The sequence below is a fragment of the Pseudomonas sp. 3-2 genome (assembly GCF_019710535.1).
GTDB lineage: Bacteria > Pseudomonadota > Gammaproteobacteria > Pseudomonadales > Pseudomonadaceae > Aquipseudomonas > Aquipseudomonas pharyngis.
The window spans coordinates 773,182-793,566 of the sequence record NZ_CP081200.1 but is presented as its reverse complement, the minus strand read 5'-3'; the positions used below and the strand labels follow the sequence as shown (position 1 = coordinate 793,566).

Annotated in this window: 19 protein-coding genes; 13 read left to right on the top strand and 6 right to left on the bottom strand. The window is 61.4% G+C overall.

What is annotated here, in order from left to right:
* Positions 1–44 precede the first annotated feature (44 nt).
* The gene (locus tag K3819_RS03445; RefSeq protein WP_011332325.1) at positions 45–1,394 is read right to left on the bottom strand and encodes an aspartate aminotransferase family protein; all 1,350 of its coding nucleotides are present in this window, start codon (positions 1,392–1,394) and stop codon (positions 45–47) included.
* Positions 1,395–1,533: 139 nt separating this feature from the next.
* Between K3819_RS03445 and K3819_RS03440 the strand changes: the two genes are divergently transcribed.
* The 6 genes from K3819_RS03440 to K3819_RS03415 all read left to right on the top strand — a co-directional run bounded on the left by K3819_RS03440 (position 1,534) and on the right by K3819_RS03415 (position 7,923).
* Positions 1,534–2,454 (top strand): LysR family transcriptional regulator, encoded by a 921-nt coding sequence (locus K3819_RS03440; protein WP_007958517.1) that lies wholly within the window; start codon positions 1,534–1,536, stop codon positions 2,452–2,454.
* A 95-nt stretch (positions 2,455–2,549) separates the two neighbouring features.
* A complete protein-coding gene (locus K3819_RS03435) occupies positions 2,550–3,200 on the top strand; it encodes a TetR/AcrR family transcriptional regulator (protein WP_011332324.1) in 651 nt (216 codons plus the stop codon).
* Positions 3,201–3,208: 8 nt separating this feature from the next.
* On the top strand, positions 3,209–3,790 hold the full coding sequence (locus K3819_RS03430; RefSeq protein ID WP_221398633.1) for a YigZ family protein: 582 nt from the start codon (positions 3,209–3,211) through the stop codon (positions 3,788–3,790).
* 537 nt (positions 3,791–4,327) lie between these two features.
* Positions 4,328–5,878: an ABC transporter ATP-binding protein gene (locus K3819_RS03425; RefSeq protein ID WP_221398632.1), complete on the top strand. Its 1,551-nt coding sequence runs from the start codon at positions 4,328–4,330 to the stop codon at positions 5,876–5,878.
* Between the two features lie 12 nt (positions 5,879–5,890).
* The gene (locus K3819_RS03420; RefSeq protein ID WP_221398631.1) at positions 5,891–6,997 is read left to right on the top strand and encodes an ABC transporter permease; all 1,107 of its coding nucleotides are present in this window, start codon (positions 5,891–5,893) and stop codon (positions 6,995–6,997) included.
* Positions 6,997–7,923, top strand: coding sequence for an ABC transporter permease (locus K3819_RS03415; protein WP_085613578.1), 927 nt, complete (start codon positions 6,997–6,999; stop codon positions 7,921–7,923). Before K3819_RS03420 ends, K3819_RS03415 begins: the two co-directional genes overlap by 1 nt.
* Here the strand turns inward: K3819_RS03415 and K3819_RS03410 are convergent.
* Positions 7,920–8,336 (bottom strand): hypothetical protein, encoded by a 417-nt coding sequence (locus tag K3819_RS03410; RefSeq protein ID WP_221398630.1) that lies wholly within the window; start codon positions 8,334–8,336, stop codon positions 7,920–7,922. The two genes, K3819_RS03415 and K3819_RS03410, sit on opposite strands and share 4 nt — an antisense overlap.
* An 83-nt stretch (positions 8,337–8,419) precedes the next feature.
* Here K3819_RS03410 and K3819_RS03405 point away from each other — a divergent pair, with 83 nt between their 5' ends.
* The 4 genes from K3819_RS03405 (at position 8,420) to K3819_RS03390 (ending at position 12,234) form a co-directional block, all read left to right on the top strand.
* Positions 8,420–8,770, top strand: a complete 351-nt coding sequence (locus tag K3819_RS03405; RefSeq protein WP_074689712.1) for a MerR family transcriptional regulator — start codon at positions 8,420–8,422, stop codon at positions 8,768–8,770.
* Between the two features lie 27 nt (positions 8,771–8,797).
* On the top strand, positions 8,798–9,493 hold the full coding sequence (locus K3819_RS03400; RefSeq protein WP_011332317.1) for an SDR family oxidoreductase: 696 nt from the start codon (positions 8,798–8,800) through the stop codon (positions 9,491–9,493).
* Positions 9,494–9,675: 182 nt separating this feature from the next.
* Positions 9,676–11,034, top strand: a complete 1,359-nt coding sequence (locus tag K3819_RS03395; RefSeq protein WP_085613576.1) for an 8-oxoguanine deaminase — start codon at positions 9,676–9,678, stop codon at positions 11,032–11,034.
* Between the two features lie 237 nt (positions 11,035–11,271).
* The gene (locus tag K3819_RS03390; RefSeq protein ID WP_221397423.1) at positions 11,272–12,234 is read left to right on the top strand and encodes a transposase; all 963 of its coding nucleotides are present in this window, start codon (positions 11,272–11,274) and stop codon (positions 12,232–12,234) included.
* A 29-nt stretch (positions 12,235–12,263) separates the two neighbouring features.
* Here K3819_RS03390 and K3819_RS03385 read toward each other — a convergent pair whose 3' ends face one another.
* On the bottom strand, positions 12,264–13,355 hold the full coding sequence (locus K3819_RS03385) for a calcium:proton antiporter (RefSeq protein ID WP_221398629.1): 1,092 nt from the start codon (positions 13,353–13,355) through the stop codon (positions 12,264–12,266).
* A gap of 287 nt (positions 13,356–13,642) precedes the next feature.
* On the opposite strand from K3819_RS03385, the gene K3819_RS03380 reads away from it, so the two are divergent.
* From K3819_RS03380 to K3819_RS03370, 3 genes are all read left to right on the top strand, one after another.
* The gene (locus K3819_RS03380; protein ID WP_064593279.1) at positions 13,643–14,716 is read left to right on the top strand and encodes a BMP family ABC transporter substrate-binding protein; all 1,074 of its coding nucleotides are present in this window, start codon (positions 13,643–13,645) and stop codon (positions 14,714–14,716) included.
* A gap of 56 nt (positions 14,717–14,772) precedes the next feature.
* Positions 14,773–15,738 (top strand): 2-oxoglutarate and iron-dependent oxygenase domain-containing protein, encoded by a 966-nt coding sequence (locus K3819_RS03375; RefSeq protein WP_221398628.1) that lies wholly within the window; start codon positions 14,773–14,775, stop codon positions 15,736–15,738.
* Between the two features lie 81 nt (positions 15,739–15,819).
* A complete protein-coding gene (locus tag K3819_RS03370; RefSeq protein WP_007958502.1) occupies positions 15,820–16,773 on the top strand; it encodes an adenosine deaminase in 954 nt (317 codons plus the stop codon).
* A gap of 117 nt (positions 16,774–16,890) precedes the next feature.
* Here K3819_RS03370 and K3819_RS03365 read toward each other — a convergent pair whose 3' ends face one another.
* The 3 genes from K3819_RS03365 to K3819_RS03355 form a co-directional block, all read right to left on the bottom strand.
* Positions 16,891–18,273: an MFS transporter gene (locus K3819_RS03365; RefSeq protein WP_221398627.1), complete on the bottom strand. Its 1,383-nt coding sequence runs from the start codon at positions 18,271–18,273 to the stop codon at positions 16,891–16,893.
* Positions 18,274–18,399: 126 nt separating this feature from the next.
* The gene (locus K3819_RS03360; RefSeq protein WP_064593276.1) at positions 18,400–19,134 is read right to left on the bottom strand and encodes a helix-turn-helix transcriptional regulator; all 735 of its coding nucleotides are present in this window, start codon (positions 19,132–19,134) and stop codon (positions 18,400–18,402) included.
* 304 nt (positions 19,135–19,438) lie between these two features.
* Entirely contained in the window at positions 19,439–20,368 is a 930-nt protein-coding gene (locus tag K3819_RS03355; protein ID WP_085613573.1) for a LysR family transcriptional regulator, read from the bottom strand.
* Positions 20,369–20,385 lie beyond the last annotated feature (17 nt).

Here is a 20,385-nt window from a genome sequence, read left to right as displayed (position 1 = left end):
CGCAAGGGGCGCCTGCTGTTTGCGTATCTATATAGAAGGAAAAATCAGTCGAGCTTGTTCAGCACTTCGCCGACCGCGTCGAACAGACGATCAAGGTCCTGCGGCTTGCTGTTGAAGGTTGGGCCGAACTGCAGGGTGTCGCCGCCGAAGCGCACGTAGAACCCGGCTTTCCACAATGCCATGCCGGCTTCGAACGGACGCACGATGGCGTCGCCGTCACGGCCCGCGATCTGGATTGCACCGGCCAGACCGAAGTTGCGAATGTCGATGACGTTCTTCGCGCCTTTCAGGCCATGCAGGGCATTTTCGAAATGCGGTGCAACTTCAGCCACGCTCTGCACCAGGTTTTCCTTTTGCAGCAGGTCGAGTGCCGCCAGGCCAGCGGCGCAAGCCACCGGGTGCGCCGAGTAGGTGTAGCCGTGCGGAAATTCCACGGCGTATTCCGGGGTCGGCTGGTTCATGAAGGTCTGGTAGATCTCGGAGCTGGCAATCACCGCGCCCATCGGGATCGCGCCGTTGGTGACTTGCTTGGCGATGCACATCAGGTCCGGGGTCACACCGAAGGTGGTGGCGCCGAACATGGTGCCGGTACGGCCGAAACCGGTGATCACTTCGTCGAACACCAGCAGGATGTTGTGCTGATCGCAGATTTCACGCAGACGCTTGAGGTAGCCCTGCGGCGGAACCAGCACGCCAGCGGAACCGGCCATCGGCTCAACGAACACCGCAGCGATGTTCGAAGCATCGTGCAGCTCGATCAGCTTCAACAGCTCATCGGCAAGGGCGATACCGCCCTGCTCCGGCATGCCACGGGAGAACGCATTGCTCGCCAGCAGAGTGTGCGGCAGGTGATCGACATCCATCATCGCCTGACCGAACAGCTTGCGGTTGCCGTTGACGCCGCCGAGGCTGGTGCCGGCGATGTTCACACCGTGATAGCCACGGGCGCGGCCGATCATTTTGGTCTTGGTCGACTGGCCTTTCAGGCGCCAGTAGGCGCGGACCATTTTCACCGCGGTATCGGCGCACTCGGAACCGGAGTCGGTGAAGAACACATGGTTCAGGTTGCCCGGCGTCAGATCAGTGATTTTCTCCGCCAGCTGGAACGACAGCGGGTGGCCGTACTGGAAGCCCGGCGAGTAATCGAGGGTGCCCAACTGCTTGGCCACCGCTTCCTGGATTTCCTTGCGGGTATGCCCGGCGCCGCAGGTCCACAGACCGGACAGCGAGTCGTATACCTTGCGGCCCTTGTCGTCGATCAGCCAGCTGCCTTCGGCACCAACGATCAGACGCGGGTCGCGCTGGAAGTTGCGGTTGGCGGTGTACGGCATCCAGTGCGCATCCAGCTTCAGTTGGCTGGCCAGTGGCGACGGCGCATTTTCAGGCATGTTCATCGGGCAAAACCTCGCAGGGCAATAAGCTTCAGAGAGATAGAAAGCGTTGTTGCAGCTAAATTGCCACGGGGATAAAGTCGGTGAAATTCAACTCTTCTAACCTTTAGTTAGAACTCTGCTAAACAATGAGAACACCAGCATGAGCAGCCGCCGCCCCGATCCATTGGCCCAGGTCAGTGACTTTGACATTCGCCTGCTGCGAATTTTTCGCAGCGTGGTGGAGTGCGGTGGCTTCTCGGCGGCGGAAACCGTGCTCGGCATCGGTCGCTCGGCGATCAGCCAGCAGATGAGCGATCTGGAACAACGTCTCGGCCTGCGTCTGTGCCAACGCGGGCGCGCCGGTTTCTCCCTGACCGAAGAGGGTCGTGAGGTTTACCAGTCGGCGCTGCAGCTGTTGAGTGCACTGGAGAGTTTTCGCACCGAGGTCAACGGCCTGCACCAGCACCTGCGTGGTGAACTGATCATCGGCCTGACTGACAACCTCGTCACCCTGCCCCACATGCGCATCACCCACGCACTGGCGCAATTGAAGGAACGTGGGCCAGACGTGCAGATCCAGATCCGCATGATCGCCCCCAACGAAGTCGAACAAGGCGTGCTCGACGGGCGCCTGCATGTCGGCGTGGTGCCGCAGGCCAGTGCGTTGTCGGGACTGGAATACCAGCCGTTGTACAGCGAGCGCTCGTTGCTCTACTGCGCGGTCGGCCATCCGCTGTTTTACGTCGATGACAAACAACTGGATGACGAACGCTTGAACAGCCAGGACGCCATCGCCCCGACCTTCCGTTTGCCGGCGGAGATCCAGGCGCACTATCAGGCGCTCAACTGCACCGCCAGCGCTTCCGACCGCGAAGGCATGGCGTTCCTGATTCTGACCGGGCGCTACATCGGCTACCTGCCGGATCACTACGCCAGTCTCTGGGTTCAACAAGGTCGCTTGCGCGCGCTCAAGGCCAGTACCCGCTTCTATGATTTGAGCCTGGCCTCGGTTACCCGCAAGGGCCGTCGCCCTCATCTGGTCCTGGAAAGCTTTCTCGAGAGCCTGGCCGCCACCCGCTGACGACCGGGGTTTTATTCGCCCGGGGCTTGTCCCGCGCCGGTGGTTGCGCTATCAACGCAACTGCTTGCACCCCACAGACAAACCCGGAAGTGCCTATGACCTTTGAAGTCCCCGCTCACGGCGGCAAACCCGCCAGCCGCATTCGTCAGAAGAACGAAGAGACCATCATCAAAGCCGCCGAAGACGAGTTCGCCCGTCACGGGTACAAAGGCACGAGCATGAACACCATCGCCACCAAGGCCGGACTGCCCAAGGCGAACCTGCATTACTACTTCACCAACAAGCTCGGGTTGTACGTGGCGGTGCTGAGCAACATCCTTCAATTGTGGGACAGCACCTTCAATACCCTGACGGCCGAGGACGATCCGGCCGAAGCGCTGACCCGCTACATCCGCGCGAAAATGGAATTCTCCCGTCGCCAGCCGCAAGCGTCGCGGATCTTCGCGATGGAAGTGATCAGCGGCGGCGAATGCCTGACCGAATATTTCAATCAGGATTACCGCGCCTGGTTCCAGGGCCGCGCCGGCGTGTTCCAGGCCTGGATCGACGCGGGCAAAATGGATCCGGTCGACCCGGTGCACCTGATCTTCCTGTTGTGGGGCAGCACCCAGCATTACGCCGACTTCGCCACCCAGATCTGCCGGGTGACCGGTCGCAGCAAGTTGACCAAACAGGACATGGAAGACGCCGGCAACAATCTGATCCGCATCATCCTCAAAGGCTGCGGCCTCACTTCTTCTATATAAGTCGTTTTATGCCATTCACCCTCAGCGGCTTTTGCGAGTTCCGCGAAGAAATCCGCAAAAGCCGCTTCATCACCTTCGCCGCGCCGATCGGCAGCCCTGCCGATGCGCAAGCCTTCATCGAGCAACACAGCGACTTGAACGCTTCGCACAATTGCTGGGCGTGGAAGCTCGGCGATCAATACCGCAGCAACGACGACGGCGAACCCGGCGGCACTGCCGGGCGGCCGATCCTCGCGGCCATCGAAGCGCAGGACTGCGATCAGGTCGCGGTGCTGGTGATCCGCTGGTACGGCGGCATTCAGCTGGGCACCGGCGGCCTGGCCCGGGCCTATGGCGGCGGCGCCAACAAGTGCCTGCAGGCCGCGCCGAAGATCGAGTTGATCAGCCGCGTGCCCGTGCGTTGCGCCTGCGCCTTTGGCGAACTGGCGCTGGTGAAGCTGCGGGTCGCGGATCTGGGTGGATTGGTGGTGGAAGAAAACTTCACCGCCAACGGCGTCGAATTGCAACTGGCCGTGGGCGAAGCGCACATCGAGCTGTTGCAGAATCAGCTGGCCGACCTGAGCCGCGGGCGAATCCTGCTGCAGCGTTGAAGCCCCGCCATGTTTTGGGGCACCAGCCCGCTTGCTTATGCCCGAGACTTGCCCACATCCGCTGTGCACCCGGCTGTGGATAACCTGAGCACAGGAGGCTGTAACCCTTCTGTCACGTGGCTTTGCGGGATTTGCTCACTTTTCGTCCAATCGCCCATCGCAATGAACAATTTCACGTAAAAACAATCGCTTAGCGTTGTTTATCGCCTTTAGAAGAAAGCCCGGCAGTGCTTATGCCCGGGATTTTGTCTTGCGCACAAATACTGTGGAGCAACCTGTGGATAAGCCGTTCATGGCTGGCGCAGTCGCAGGTTCTGCATGGCTTCGGCGGGGTTGCTCGTTTTTTGATCAGCCAGTTGCGGGCAAAACTGGAGCCTGATCAAAGGCTTTGCCCTCAAGTGGTGCCGTGCAGGCAACCGAATTCGATTCACAGGCTCTGCGCCACAGGCTGGCAAACAGCAGCCACCTGCGTTCCTGACTCAATGGCCAGGAAATTGCTTTATCCACAGGCACAACTCCAAGCAACCCGAGCCTGTCATGCCAAACCCCACGTCCACACCGCAGCTGCAACTGCGCCACATCAGCAAACGTTATCCCGGTTGCCTTGCCAATGACGCCATCGACCTGAGCATCGCCCCCGGTGAAATCCACGCGCTGCTCGGTGAAAACGGGGCAGGCAAAAGCACGTTGATGAAGATCATCTACGGCGTCACCCAGGCCGATTCGGGTGAGATGCTGTGGCAGGGTCAACCGGTGATCATGCGCAACCCGGCCCAGGCGCGGCAGTTGGGCATCGGCATGGTGTTCCAGCATTTCTCGCTGTTCGAGACCTTGAGCGTGGCGCAGAACATCGCACTGGCGATGGGCGCAGGAGCCGGTTCGCCGAAACAGCTGGAGGCGAAAATCCGTGAAGTGTCGCGCCGATATGGCATGGCCCTGGAACCCCAGCGACTTGTCCACAGCCTGTCGATCGGCGAGCGGCAACGGGTCGAGATCGTGCGTTGCCTGATGCAGGACATTCGCCTGCTGATTCTCGACGAACCGACCTCGGTGCTCACGCCGCAGGAAGCCGAAGAGTTGTTCATCACCCTGCGCCGGCTCGCGGCCGAAGGCTGCAGCATTCTGTTCATCAGCCACAAACTTGGCGAGGTCCGCGCCTTGTGCCACAGCGCCACAGTGTTGCGTGGTGGTCGGGTGGCCGGGCATTGCGTGCCCGCAGACTGCACTGATCGGCAACTGGCGCAATTGATGGTGGGCGACGCCGCGACATCGATCGGCGAGTTCACGAAGGTCACCGGTGGCGCGGCGTTCTTGCAGGTCAGCGGTCTGAACTGGCACAACCCGGATCCGTTCGGTTGCTCCCTGAGCGACATCGATCTGCAGGTGCGCAGCGGTGAAATCGTCGGCATCGCCGGCGTGGCGGGCAACGGGCAGGACGAGCTTCTGGCATTGCTCAGCGGCGAACAGACATTACCCCGCGACGCAGCGCAAACCATCTGCTTCCAGGAACACCTCGTCGCCGATCAGCGCCCGGATGCCCGACGCAAACTCGGCCTGGCGTTCGTCCCCGCCGAACGCCTCGGGCATGGCGCGGTGCCGGACATGAGCCTGGCGGACAACGCCCTGCTCACCGCCTTTCAACAAGGCCTGGTCAGCCACGGCTTGATCGAGCGCGGCAAGGTCGAAGCCCTCGCCCAAACGATCATCCAGCGCTTCGGCGTGAAAACCCCGGACACCCAGACCGCCGCCCGCAGCCTGTCCGGCGGCAACCTGCAGAAATTCATCCTCGGCCGGGAAATCCTCCAGCAACCGAAACTGCTGATCGCCGCGCACCCGACCTGGGGCGTGGATGTCGGCGCGGCGGCCACCATTCACCGGGCGCTGATTGCCCTGCGCGATGCCGGGGCGGCGATTCTGGTGATCTCCGAAGACCTCGACGAACTGTTCCAGATCAGCGACCGCCTCGGCGCGCTGTGCGGCGGGCGCCTGTCGGTGTTGCAGGACACGGCGCAAACCCGCCTCAGCGACGTCGGCGGCTGGATGGCCGGCCAGTTCGACACCCCTCAATCACAACCGGCCACGGTTTAACGGAGTTTTCCCATGTTGCTTTCCCTCGAACCCCGTGGCCGGCAATCACGGCTGATGCTGTGGTGCTCGCCGGTGCTGGCGGCGGTGCTGACGCTGGTCTGCGGATCGTTGCTGTTCATCGCCCTCGGTCACGACCCGCTGAAAACCCTGCACACGTTATTGATCGCCCCGGTCAGCGACCTGTATGGCGTCTCCGAGCTGCTGGTCAAAACCCTGCCGATTCTGCTGTGTGCACTGGGCCTCGCGGTGGCCTATCAGGCGCGGATCTGGAACATCGGTGCCGAAGGCCAGTTGCTGCTCGGCGCGCTGGCCGGCAGTGCGCTGGCGGTGAACATCATCGACATGCAAAGCCGCTGGGCGCTGGTGCTGATCCTGCTGACCGGCACGTTCGCCGGCGCCGCCTGGGCCGGGCTCACCGCCTGGTTGCGTACCCGCTTCAACGCCAACGAAATCCTCACCAGCATCATGCTCAACTACATCGCGCTGAACCTGTTGCTGTTCTGCGTACACGGGCCGCTGAAGGATCCGGCCGGATTCAATTTTCCCGAATCGGCAATGTTCAGCGACGCCAGCCGCCTGCCGCTGTTAATGGAGGAGGGTCGGGCACACATCGGCGTGTATTTCGCCTTGCTCGCGCTGGTCGCGGTGTGGGTGTTGCTGCAGAAAAGCTTCGTCGGTTTCCAGATCAAGGTGCTGGGGCTGGACAAGCGTGCAGCAGGATTTGTCGGGTTTCGCGAGAAGCGTCTGATCTGGCTCGCACTGCTGATCAGCGGAGGATTGGCGGGACTGGCCGGTGTCTGCGAAGTCACCGGACCGATCGGCCAACTGGTGCCGCAGGTCTCGCCGGGCTACGGCTACGCGGCGATCACCGTGGCATTTCTCGGCAGGCTCAATCCTATCGGCATTCTGTTTTCCAGCCTGTTGATGGCACTGCTGTACATCGGCGGAGAGAGCGCGCAGATGACACTGAATCTGCCGCAGGCGATCACTCAGCTGTTCCAGGGAATGATGCTGTTTTTCCTGCTGGCCTGTGACGTGCTGATCCTCTATCGGCCACGCCTGAACCTGCGCTGGGTGCGGCGCACTTCTACCACCGCCGTAGCCGCCGGAGCGCTGTGATGGATATCGATCTGTTGAGCAATATTTTCTACGCCATGGTGCGCTGCGGTACGCCACTGCTGCTGGTGGCGTTGGGTGAATTGATCTGCGAGAAGAGCGGCGTACTCAACCTCGGCCAGGAAGGCATGATGCTGTTTGGCGCGGTGATCGGTTTCATCGTCGCGTTCAACAGCGGCAACCTGTGGCTCGGCGTGGTGCTGGCGATGCTCGCCGGGATGTTGCTGTCGTCGCTGTTTGCTCTGGTGGCGCTGGTGTTCAACGCCAATCAGGTGGCGACCGGGCTGGCGCTGACAATTTTTGGCGTCGGCCTGTCGACCTTTGTCGGCGCGGCGTGGGTCGGCAAACCGCTGGCGGGATTCGAGCCGCTGGCGATTCCCTACCTGAGCGAAATCCCGTTGATCGGCCGCATGCTGTTTGCCCAGGATCTGCTGGTGTACCTGTCGTTCGTACTGTTTGCGCTGGTGGCGTGGGTGATCGTGAAAAGCCGTGTCGGGCTGATCATTCAAGCGGTCGGTGAGAACCCGGATGCGGCCAGTGCCATGGGCTTGCCGGTGCTGACCGTACGCACACTGGCGGTGCTGTTCGGCGGAGCGATGGCCGGACTGGCCGGCGCTTATCTGTCGCTGGCTTACACGCCGATGTGGGCCGAGAACATGACCGCCGGACGCGGCTGGATTGCGCTGGCGCTGGTGGTGTTCGCCAGTTGGCGAGTGTGGCGCTTGCTGCTCGGTGCGTATCTGTTCGGACTCGCCAGCATCCTGCACCTGGTGGCGCAGGGGCTGGGGCTGGCGATTCCTTCGAGTCTGCTGGCGATGCTGCCGTATGTCGCGACGATTCTGGTGCTGGTGTTGTTGTCGCGGGATGCGCTGCGTACACGGTTGTACGCGCCGGTATCACTGGGGCAGCCGTGGCAGGCCGGGCACTAAGCCGCTACGGCTCGCGACAGCGGCCGGACCGGCAACGCCTGAGCGATGCCCCACGCCATTTCGAGAACCAGGAATCCCACCACCAACGAATTGGCGCCGTGGGCCAGGGCATACGTCATCCACGCGGCGAACAGAAACCGCGTCACCGCGTCATAGCGCCCATAAACCGGCTGCGGATCACGAATCCGCAGCACCGCCCACATGCACACCACCGAACCGAACAAATTGGCTATCAACAGATGCGCAGGTTCGAACGGCGGCAGCTCGCCGGGCAGCTCCAGCGCCTGACTCAGCGCCGTCAGCAACCCGTGCAACACAGCAAAACTCCACGGCGTGACAAACGCCGCCGTCACGATCAAGTCATACCAGGCGCTGCCGCGCACCACCTGCCGATACTGCGTTGAAGTCCACATCATCCTTGCTCCAAAAATTCAGGGAGCAACCACGGTAAAGCCTGGAGTATGCTCCAGGGTCAAACACTTTCGAGACCTGCAAGATGCGCATCGGTGAGTTGGCCCAGGCCTGCGATGTCAGCCGTGACACGCTGCGTTTTTACGAGGAGCGCGGATTGATCGCGGCGCAACGCAGCGCCAACGGTTATCGCGACTATCCGCCGGAGATGGTGCAATTGGTGCTCTACATCAAAACGGCGCAGCGTCTGGGCTTTACCCTCGGCGAGATCGGCAGCAGCGTTGGCGCGCTGTGGCAATCGCCAAATCCTGACACCACCGTCACGCAACTGCTGCAAGACAAACTCAAGCTGGTCGAAACCCGCATGGCCGAACTCGGCGAGCTGCGCCTCGAATTGCAGCATCGGCTCGGTCAACGCTGTCCATTGAACCCGTGATCTTTCAACTTTCAAGGAAAGCCCGTCATGTCCGCACTTAATCCTGCCAAGCACGCACTGATCATCGGCGCCTCCCGGGGCCTGGGCCTGGGACTGGTGAAAACCCTGCTGGCCGACGGCTGGCAAGTCACCGCCACGGTTCGCAATCCTTCCAACGCCGAGGCTCTCGAAGCACTGGGCAACGTGCAAATCGAAAAACTCGACATGGACGACCAGCAAGCGGTGATCGCCCTGAGCCAGAAGCTCAAGGGCGAGACCTTCGACCTGCTGTTCGTCAACGCCGGGGTCAAAGGCCCCGAAGTGCAGACCCCGGGCGGCGCGACGCTGGCGGAAGTCGGCCAGTTGTTCTTCACCAACGCGGTGGCACCGATCAATCTGGCCCAGCGCTTTGTCGGGCAGATCCGCGACGGCAGCGGCGTGCTGGCGTTCATGAGTTCGGTGCTCGGCAGCGTGACCATGCCCGACGCGCCGGAACTGGCGCTGTACAAGGCCAGCAAAGCGGCGCTGAACTCGATGACCAACAGCTTCGTCACGCAGTTGGGCGAGCAGAAACTCACGGTGCTGTCGCTGCATCCGGGCTGGGTGAAAACCGACATGGGCGGCGAAGGTGCCGACATCGACGTGGAGACCAGCACCCGTGGCCTCGTGGATCAGGTGGATGCGTTCGCCGGCAAGGGCGGCCATCACTTCGTGAACTACAAGGGTGAAACCATTCCCTGGTAATCACTGGACCCTGTGGGGGCTCACCCCACAGGGTTATCCCGGTGTCTGGTCGGGTTGGGCTTGCCCGTCGCAACATTTTGTTCGAAACTCCGCACCTCGTCCTTCGCGGCGACCCTGGATCAGCAGACAGGGCAACACTGAGCTGGCAACCCTGAACCCAACTTTCAGAGGAGCCGGCCACAATGCCTGCGACCCGTATCTGGTTAAAAAATCCCCTCGCCATTTTCACGGCCAACGGTCTCGATGCCCGTGGCGGTCTGGTCCTGCAAGACGGTGTGATCACCGAAGTGCTCGGCGCCGGCCAGCAGCCATCGACCCCATGCAACGAAGTGTTCGACGCCCGTGAACACGTGATCCTGCCGGGCCTGATCAACACCCATCACCACTTCTATCAGACCCTGACCCGTGCCTGGGCGCCGGTGGTCAATCAGCCGTTGTTTCCGTGGCTGAAAACCCTGTACCCGGTCTGGGCGCGCCTGACGCCGGAAAAACTCGCCCTCGCCAGCAAAGTTGCGCTGGCCGAGTTGCTGTTGTCGGGTTGCACCACCGCCGCCGACCATCACTACCTGTTCCCGGATGGCCTGGAAAACGCCATCGACGTGCAAGTCGAAACCGTGCGCGAACTGGGCATGCGCGCCATGCTCACCCGTGGTTCGATGAGCCTCGGCGAGAAGGACGGCGGCCTGCCTCCGCAGCAGACCGTGCAGGAAGGCCAAGTGATTCTCGACGACAGTCAGCGCCTGATCCACGAGTACCACGAACGTGGCGACGGCGCGCAGATCCAGATCGCTCTGGCGCCGTGCTCGCCGTTCTCGGTGACCCCGGAAATCATGTCCGCCAGCGCCGAACTGGCGAACAAACTCGATGTGCGCTTGCACACTCACCTCGCCGAAACCCTCGACGAAGAAGACTTCTGCCTGCAACGCTTCGGCCTGCGCACGGTGGATTATCTGGACAGCGTCGGCTGGCTCGGCCCGCGCACGTGGCTGGCCCACGGCATCCATTTCAACCCGGACGAAATCGCCCGTCTCGGCGCGGCGGGCACCGGTATCTGTCATTGCCCGAGCTCGAACATGCGTCTGGCGTCCGGCATCTGCCCGAGCATCGAACTGACCGATGCCGGCGCGTTGTTCGGTCTCGGCGTGGATGGCTCGGCGTCCAACGATGCGTCGAACATGATCCTCGAAGCGCGTCAGGCCCTGTACATCCAGCGCTTGCGTTACGGCGCCGAGAAGATCACTCCGGAACGTGTGCTGGGCTGGGCGACCAAGGGTTCGGCGAGCCTGCTGGGTCGCACCGACATCGGTGAACTGGCGGTCGGCAAGCAGGCGGATCTGGCGTTGTTCAAGCTCGATGAACTGCGCTTCTCCGGCAGCCATGACCCGATTTCGGCGTTGCTGCTGTGCGGCGCGGACCGGGCGGATCGGGTGATGGTCGGCGGCAAATGGCGTGTGGTTGACGGGCAGGTTGAAGGGCTGGATCTCAAAGGCCTGATTGCCGATCACAGCCAGGCGGCTCGGCAGTTGATTGCCGGTAACTGATCCAAGCGGAAGTCTGAATGTGGGAGCAAGCCCGCTTGTATGTTTAGACTTGAAGGGGTGGGCGGGACTAAAAGCTCGATTCCGACTCTAGCCAGTACGGACCGTGGGAGACTTCTCGTCCCGCCCTTTCTACCTAAAGCGCCGATAAGGAATTCATCGGTAAAACCGACGATAGAGGCAAGCCAGCGCTACGGTAGACCCCGACAAGCTCTTAAACCCTAGCTCCGAGGATTCGTCATGACAATCCTTACCTCGCCAACGGTGATTGGTGTCGATGTGGCCAAGGCCGAAATCGTCGTTTATCGCGAAGATCTGAAAATCATCCAGGCCATCAACAACGACCGCACATCTGTAGGTCATTGGCTGAAGACCCTGCCCGCCCAAAGCTCAATCGCCCTGGAAGCCACTAATCTCTACCACCTGGACACGGCCGAACTGGCCCATGGTATGGGGCATCGGGTTTACATCGTGGACCCTTACCGGGTGAGCCATTACCGCGAAAGCATCGGTCAGCGTGCAAAAACCGACCCTTGTGATGCACGTCTTCTGGCGCGTTATCTAACCAGTGAACAGCATCGGCTGCGGGTCTGGAACCCACCACCGCGGCACTACACAGTGTTGAAAAGTCTGCTTAACAAGCGTGCACAGCTGATGAAGGTCCGAGTCAGTATCAAGCTGAGCTGGTCAACCGAACCTCTTCTTGAAGATCTTTTGGCCGATGGGTTGAAGCATTTCAAACAGCTGGATCAGGCCATTCAGGAGTTGCTTCGTAAAGTCAGCCAAGAAGCCGGAATTAGTGAAAACATCAGACGCTGCAAAGCGATTGAAGGAGTTGGTGAACTCACGGCAACGGGCCTGGCAACTACATACATGCGAGGTGAGTTCGCCAGCGCCGATGCGTTCATCGCCTTTCTGGGAATGGACTTGAAGGCAAAAGACTCAGGTAAGAAACACAGTCCTCGCCACTTGAGCAAAAAAGGTGACGGGGAATTACGGCGTCTTGCACACAATGCAGCTATGGCAGCTTGTCGGTCCCCTGTCTGGAAACCGTTCTATGAGTCCTATCTGGCAAGAGGTCTAGCCAGAACCCAAGCCTTGGTCATCCTCGCCCGCAAGCTTTGCCGGGTGGCATTCGCCCTCATGAAAAACCAGAGCGAATACCAACCGAATTTAAGGTTGCAGGGTTCCCCTGCAACATAGAATCTCCCACATTTGGTTTTGTGATCGGCTCAGAGACCAAGCAACGACAGCATGATGAACGTCGCAAACAGCACAAAGTGGGTCATGCCCTCGATGGCATTGGTCTCCCCGTCATTGAGGTTGATCGCGCTGACGATCAGCGTGATAAAGATCATCACCGTCTGCACCGGGGTCATCGCCATCTGAAACGGCTGCCCCGTATAGAGCGCCATCGCCTCCATCACCGGCACCGTCAGGATCACCGTCGACAACGAAGCGCCCATCGCAATGTTGACCACCGACTGCATACGGTTGGCCAACGCCGCGCGCAACGCGGTCAGAATCTCCGGCGCCGCGGAAATCGCTGCCACCAGAATCGCCGTGATCACCGGTGGTGCGCCCGTCCCTTCCAGGCCCAGATCGAGGGTCTTGGACATCACCTCGGCCAGTGCGCCGATCACCACCACACCGAACACCAGAATGCCGATCGACAGTGCCAGGCTGACCGGTTTCGGCTCTTGTTCCACCGGCTCTTTCTTGCGGCGTTTGTCCGGGTAGCTGTAGCTGAAAAAGTAACTGTGCGGCCCGACCTGCATGCGCAGGAACAACGCATAAAGCACCACCATCGCGCCGATGGTGAAGGCCGAATAGATTTTCCAGTTGGCCTCGGGAATGAACTCCGGCACCACCATCGACACGCCCATGGCGGTGAGAATCATCACGCTGTAACTGCGGGCCGAATCGTCGTTGTAGGACTGCTCGCCATGCTTGATCCCGCCCATCAGCGCGGCGAGGCCGAGAATGCCGTTGATGTCGAGCATCACCGCCGAATAGATCGTGTCGCGCACCAATGTCGGCGAGGCTTCGTTGCTCATCATGATCGCCAGGATCACCACTTCCACCAGCACGGCGGCAAGGGTCAGGATCATCGTGCCGTACGGATCGCCGACTTTTTCCGCGAGCAGTTCAGCCTGATGGGCAACGCGCATCGAGGCGGCGACGATGAAGGCGATCAGCACCAGCCCGGCCGTCAGCGCGACAAACTGGCCGCTATGCAGCAGCCAGTGCTCCAGCGGATACGCGACAAGGGCGGCGATCAGGGCCAGCAGCAGAAAGCTTTCTTGCTTGAGGATGGTGAACATGACGGGCCTTTTTGCCGAAGAGTGCGAATGAGCTACTGACTGCGGGGCGGCGCTAACGTTTCGTTACACCTTAGCGCACCAGTGGATGGCAGCTTTATCTACGCCTGCACTTTTATTGGACTTTACGGCCTCTTCGCGAGCAAGCCCGCTCCCACAGGGGTCGCGGTGCTTTTGTGGGAGCGGGCTTGCCCGCGATGGGCGCGCCTCGGTTTCAAGCCAGATTGTTGTCCGCTTGGTCAGCCTTTTGCATTGCCCTCCTCACACACAACAAAAGGGAGTTCGCGTTCATGCAAAAACGTCCACTGCAAACACTGCTGTGCATCGCCATGGGCCTTGGCCTCAGCCTGAGCGCCAGTGCCGCCGATCCACTGAAAGTCGGCTTCGTCTACATCGGCCCCATCGGCGACCACGGCTGGACGTATCAGCATGAACAGGGGCGCAAGGCGCTGGCGGAAAAACTCGGCACGCAGATCACCACCAATTACGTGGAAAACGTCGCCGAAGGCGCCGACGCCGAGCGGGTGATCCGCAACATGGCCAAGGACAATTACGACCTGATCTTCACCACCTCTTTCGGCTACATGAACCCGACGGTGAAAGTCGCCAAACAGTTTCCCAAAGTGACCTTCGAACATGCCACGGGCTACAAGCAGGACAAGAATCTCGGGACCTATCTGGCGCGCACCTACGAGGGCCGTTACGTCGGTGGTTTCCTCGCGGCGAAGATGACCAAGAGCAAAAAAATCGGCTACGTCGCCTCGTTCCCGATCCCCGAAGTGATCCGCGACATCAACGCCATTCAACTGGCCTTGAACAAGTACAACCCCGGCACCGAAATCAAAGTGGTGTGGGTCAACTCGTGGTTCGACCCGGGCAAGGAGGCCGACGCGGCCAACGCGCTGATCGATCAGGGCGTGGACGTGGTGTTCCAGCACACCGACAGCCCGGCGCCGATCCAGGCCGCCGAGCGACGCGGCGTGTACGCCGTGGGCTACGCTTCGGACATGGCGCACTTCGGGCCGAAAGCGGTGCTGACCTCGATCGTCAACGACTGGGCGCCGCACTACATTCAAGCGACCCAGAGCGTGATCGACCACAACTGGAAATCCCAGGACTACTGGGGCGGATTGAAGGAAGGCACGGTCGAACTGCCGATCAGCGACCTGGTGCCGGCACCGGTGAAGGCCGAAGCCGAGCAGATCATCGCCGACATCAAGAGCGGCGCCCTGCAACCGTTCACCGGGCCGATCAAGGATCAGGCCGGCGTCGAGAAAATCCCGGCGGGGGTCAGCGCCACCAACGCCGAACTGGCGTCGATGAATTACTACGTCGAAGGCATGAAGGCCGAGATGCCGAAGTAATCCACCTGCCCCTGACCGCTCCTCTGCATGGGAGCGGTCGCTAACGAGCATTCGAAATGAACCAACTCCCGATCATCGACATCTCGCCGCTCTACTCCGACGACCAGAACGCCTGGCCGGCCGTCGCCGAACAGATCGACCACGCTTGCCGCGAATGGGGATTTTTCTACATCAAGGGTCACCCGATTTCTGCGCAGCGCATCGAATCCCTGCTCGATCACGCCCGGCACTTCTTCGCGCTGCCGAGCGCGGAAAAACTCAAGATCGACATCACCCAGACCGTCCATCATCGCGGCTACGGCGCCATCGCCACCGAACAGCTCGACCCGGACAAACCCAGCGATCTCAAGGAAACCTTCGACATGGGCCTGCACCTGCCGGCCGATCATCCCGAGGTGCTGGCAGGAAAACCGTTACGTGGCCCCAACCGTCATCCGGCCATCCCTGGCTGGGAGCCGCTGATGGAGCAGCACTACCTCGACATGCAGGCCCTGGCGCAAACCCTGTTGCGGGCCATGACGTTAGCGCTGGGCATCGAGCGCGACTTCTTCGATACACGCTTCAACGAACCGGTCAGCGTGCTGCGGATGATCCATTACCCACCGCGCCACACCGCCAGTTCCGCCGAACAACAAGGTGCCGGCGCGCACACCGATTACGGCTGCATCACGCTGCTGTATCAGGACAGCGCCGGCGGCCTGCAGGTGAAGAACGTCAACGGCCAGTGGATCGACGCACCGCCCATCGACGGCACCTTCGTGGTCAACCTCGGCGACATGATGGCCCGCTGGAGCAACGACCGTTATCGCTCGACCCCGCACCGGGTGATCAGCCCTCTCGGGGTGGATCGCTACTCGATGCCGTTCTTCGCCGAACCGCACCCGGACACCCGTATCGAGTGCCTGCCCGGTTGCCAGGACGCACAGCATCCTGCGAAATATCCGACCACCACCTGCGCCGAATTCCTGCTGTCGCGCTTCGCCGATACCTACGCCTATCGACGGGAGCAGGAAGCGGTGTGATGGATCGGTTGGTCAGGTTTTGCCAATTGTTTCGGCGGGCATCTGTAGAATGCCCGCCATTGCACCTGATGAGAAAAGAATATGTACGACTGGCTCAACGCCCTGCCCAAGGCTGAACTGCACCTGCACCTCGAAGGTTCGCTGGAGCCCGAGCTGTTGTTCGCCCTGGCCGAGCGCAACAAGATCGCCCTGCCGTGGAGCGACGTCGAAACCCTGCGCAAGGCTTACGCCTTCAACAATTTGCAGGAATTCCTCGACCTGTATTACCAGGGCGCCGACGTGCTGCGCACCTCCCAGGACTTCTACGACCTGACCTGGGCCTACCTGCTGCGCTGCAAAGAGCAGAACGTGATTCACACCGAACCGTTCTTCGATCCGCAGACCCACACCGACCGTGGCATCCCGTTCGAAGTGGTGCTCAACGGCATCGCCGCCGCGCTGAAGGATGGCGAGCAGCAACTGGGAATCACCAGCGGTTTGATCCTGAGTTTCCTGCGCCACCTGAGCGAAGACGAAGCACAGAAAACCCTAGACCAGGCACTGCCGTTCCGTGATGCATTTGTCGCCGTAGGTCTGGACAGCTCCGAGATGGGTCACCCGCCGAGCAAATTCCAACGCGTGTTCGATCGTGCCCGCCACGAAGGTTTCCTGACCGTTGCCCACGCCGGTGAAGAAGGCCCGCCGGAATACATCTGGGAAGCCATCGACCTGCTGAAAATCCAGCGTATCGACCACGGCGTGCGCGCCATCGAAGACGAGCGCCTGATGCAGCGGATCATCGACGAGCAGATCCCGCTGACCGTGTGCCCGCTGTCGAACACCAAGCTCTGCGTGTTCGATCACATGTCCCAGCACAACATCCTCGACATGCTCGAGCGCGGCGTGAAAGTCACGGTGAACTCCGATGACCCGGCGTACTTCGGTGGCTACGTGACCGAGAACTTCCATGCGCTGCACACCCACCTGGGCATGACTCAGGATCAGGCCAAGCGTCTGGCGCAGAACAGCCTGGATGCGCGCCTGGTAAAACCATAAAGAGCAATACAAAAACTGTGGGAGCGGGCTTGCCCGCGATGAGGCCATCACTTCCAACATCAATGTTGACTGACGGTCCGCCATCGCGGGCAAGCCCGCTCCCACAGGGTGCTGTATTTAGCTGAGCATCTCGGTTTCAGTCAGCTCTTCCAGCGTCTTGCCCCGGGTCTCCATCCCGAACAGCCACACCACCCCCGCCGCAATCGCAAAGCACAGCGCTCCCAGCGCAAATACCCCGCCCTGCCCGGTGATCGGGAACACCAGCCCGGTGACCAACGGCCCGAGCAGCGAACCCACGCGCCCGATGGCCGAGGCGAACCCCGAGCCCGTCGCCCGCGCCGAGGTCGGGTACAGTTCCGGCGTGTAGGTGTAGAGCACCGCCCACATGCCGAACAGGAAAAACTGCATCAACAGCCCCGTGCCGATCAGCAGCGCCACGTTGCCGCCGAACACTGCGCTCTGCCCGTACAGAAACGCCATCACCCCGCCGCCGAGTAGCGTGACAATGCACACCGGCTTGCGTCCCCAGCGCTCGACCAGCCACGCCGCCATCAGAAACCCGGGAATCCCGCCGAGGGAAATCAGCACCGTGTAATACACCGACTGAGTCACGGCGAAACCCGACTGTTGCAGCAGCGCGCTGAGCCAGGAGGTCAGGCCGTAGAAGCCGAGCAGCGCGAAGAACCAAAGGCTCCAGATCATCGTCGTACGCCGGCGATACAGTGGAGACCAGATCTGTTTGAGCGCCGAAAGGAAATGGCCCGGCGGGGTCACGCTACGTGGCAGACGAACCGGCGCCGGCAATGCAGCACCGCCCAGCGATGCCCGTACCCGCGCCTCGATGCCGCACAAAACCTTGTCCGCTGCGTCATGTTTGCCGGCCTGTTCCAACCAGCGCGGCGACTCGGGAATGAAAAAGCGGATCGCCAGCACGAACACCGCCGGCAGCGCCAGTACCAGAAAGATGTCGCGCCAGCCAATCAACGGCAGCAGGAAATACGACAGCACGCCCGCCGCGACAAAACCCAGCGGCCAGAAACCGTCCATCAAGGCGATATAGCGACCCCGACGCTGGGCGGGGATCAACTCCGACAACATCGACTGAGCAATCGGAAACTCCATGCCCATGCCGATTCCCAGCAGGATGCGAAACAGCGTCAGGCTTTCGACCGTCTGCGCCGTGGAGCACAGGTAACTGGCCAGCCCCCACAGGACGATGCTCCACTGGAACACCGGTTTTCGGCCGAATCGATCAGCCAGCATCCCGGACAGCGACGCCCCCAGCACCATGCCGAAAAAGCTCGAACTGGCCAGCAGACCAGCCTCGGCGCTGCTCAGGCCGAACTCGGCTTTGATCGAACCGAGCAGGAAGGTCATCATCGCCAGATCCATGGAGTCGAAGAAAAACGCCAGGGCGATGATGATGAAGATGATCCGGTGATAACCGCTGACTGGCAGGCGCTCCAGTCGATCTGCCGCGCTGTAGTTTCCCGTGTCCATGCCACCTCCTCAATCCGAAAAGTCCCCGGATCGAGTGTGCGCGATAGCGGTTGCGCGCCTGTGCCAGATGCGACTTGTTCGCAGCCGTTGGCGACGTTCAGGAGTACATCCGTGGAAGAAAGCGCTCTATAACGCCATTTCCAGCTCGGTTTCACAGGCAAATCGATGAATTTCCCGCTGGCCCGCCGCCGTCAGTTGCAAAGCACGGGAGTCCTTGGGCAGCACCAGCCAGCCCGACTGCATGAACAGCTGCAACAACGCCGCCCCCAGCGAGCCTCCCATGTGCGGACGACGCTCGCTCCAGTCCGGGCAGGCACACGCCACCTGGGCGTTGCGGTGAGCCAGGGCCTGGATGTAAACGCCGCGCCCGGCCAGTTGTGTCGAGCCTTTGTGCGTCACGACCACCCGGTTTTCAAGCTGCTCGATCCAGCCGGCGTCAAGCAGCCGCTGGTACAGATCGGCGGCCAGCGTGCCCCCGAGATGGTCGTCGCAAAACCGCGCGCGCAGCAGTGACGACGGCGCGGCCTGGGGTCTGACGACCGGCGAGGCACGCTTGAACACGTCGGGGATTTCTCGCGGGGCGCTGGCCAGGGTGGCACTGGCCAGCGCCTCGATGGCCGCACCGATTTCAGGAGCCGCCAGACGAAAGAAGCGTTTGCGTCCGCGCGCCTCGACCTTCAACAGACCGCCAGCGGACAAGCGCCCCAGATGCGCACTGGCTGACGAAGGCGAAAGCCCGGCCAGCAACGCCAGCTCCTCGGTCTGCCGCGCCGAGCCATCCATCAACGCCCACATCATTGCGCTGCGTTTGGGATCGGCCAGCAACGTGGCGATCTGGCTGATGCAAGGTGCATGTTCCATGTATTCACTCCCTGTTGAATCGTATCGTCTACTGCTCATAGACATCTTGACCAGTAATCAGTCGTCGGCCAAGACGCGCAAAGTGCCTTGAGCCGAGGCACTTTGCGCGCCGCAGCGAGGAAACCGCAGTACTGTCGCGACCCTCGTTCCTGCCCCGCCGGTTCCGGTCTGATCGTTCTCTTGCCGGCCTGTCGGTGCGGGCTTCAGGCGGTCGCTAGTATAAGCGGGTTGCTCGCTGCGTCCTGCGCCGGAGTGGCCGTGGCTGGTGATTGTTCCTGAGAGAAATTTCGCTATTTACCTGCGACTAATGATCGGTCTCCAAGAAAACGGGAAATCGGCTACTCAATTCAGCGCAACGACTGGCGAGCATTTCCCTCAGAAGGTTCACTGGCTTACTCAATTGTGCGCGATGGGCGCACAGCAGATTCAGCGGAGCGCGTTCACAGAGCAGCTCCGGCAACAGCACTTTCAGTCGCCCCGCCAGTACATCACCGGCCACATCAAGCCACGACTTATAGGCGATCCCCGCGCCAGCCACCGCCCACAGACGCACCACATCGGCATCATCACTGAAGCGATCGCCACTGACGGTCAGGCTGACCTCGCGCTTGCCATCATGAAAACTCCAGTGGTCATGCACCCGGCCACCGAGCATGTACAGCAGGCAGTTGTGCTGCGCGAGCTGTTCCAGATGCAGCGGCTCGCCGTGCCGCGCCAGGTAGAGCGGCGAAGCGCACAGTACCCGTCGGTTGTGCGGGGCAATCGGCAATGCCACCAGACTCGAATCCTCCGGCTCGCCGTAGCGCAAGGCGATGTCCACCGGCTGGCGAAACAGGTCGGCGATGCGGTCACCCAGCAGCAGTCGCACCGTCAGCTTCGGATGTTCGCGTTGAAATTCATCGAGCCACGGCAACAGCAGGTTGCGACCGAAGTCCGAAGGCGCCGACAGTTGCAGAATGCCGCTGACCTGGTCCTGCCCGCTGGCCAGCAGGCGGCGCCCCTCATCCAGGTTGCTCAACGCAGCGCGGGCGTATTCGAGAAACCCTTCACCTTCGGCCGTCAGCCGCAGACTGCGGGTGGAGCGTGCCAACAGGCGCGCGCCCAGTTGCTGCTCGATCCGCTTGAGCGCGGCACTGGCCACCGCGGCGGACAGGTCCATCACCCGAGCCGCCGCCGACAGGCTGCCCAGATCCGCCGCCCGGACAAACAACTGCAAGTCATCGAAACGCAGCATCCTCAGCCTCGATTATC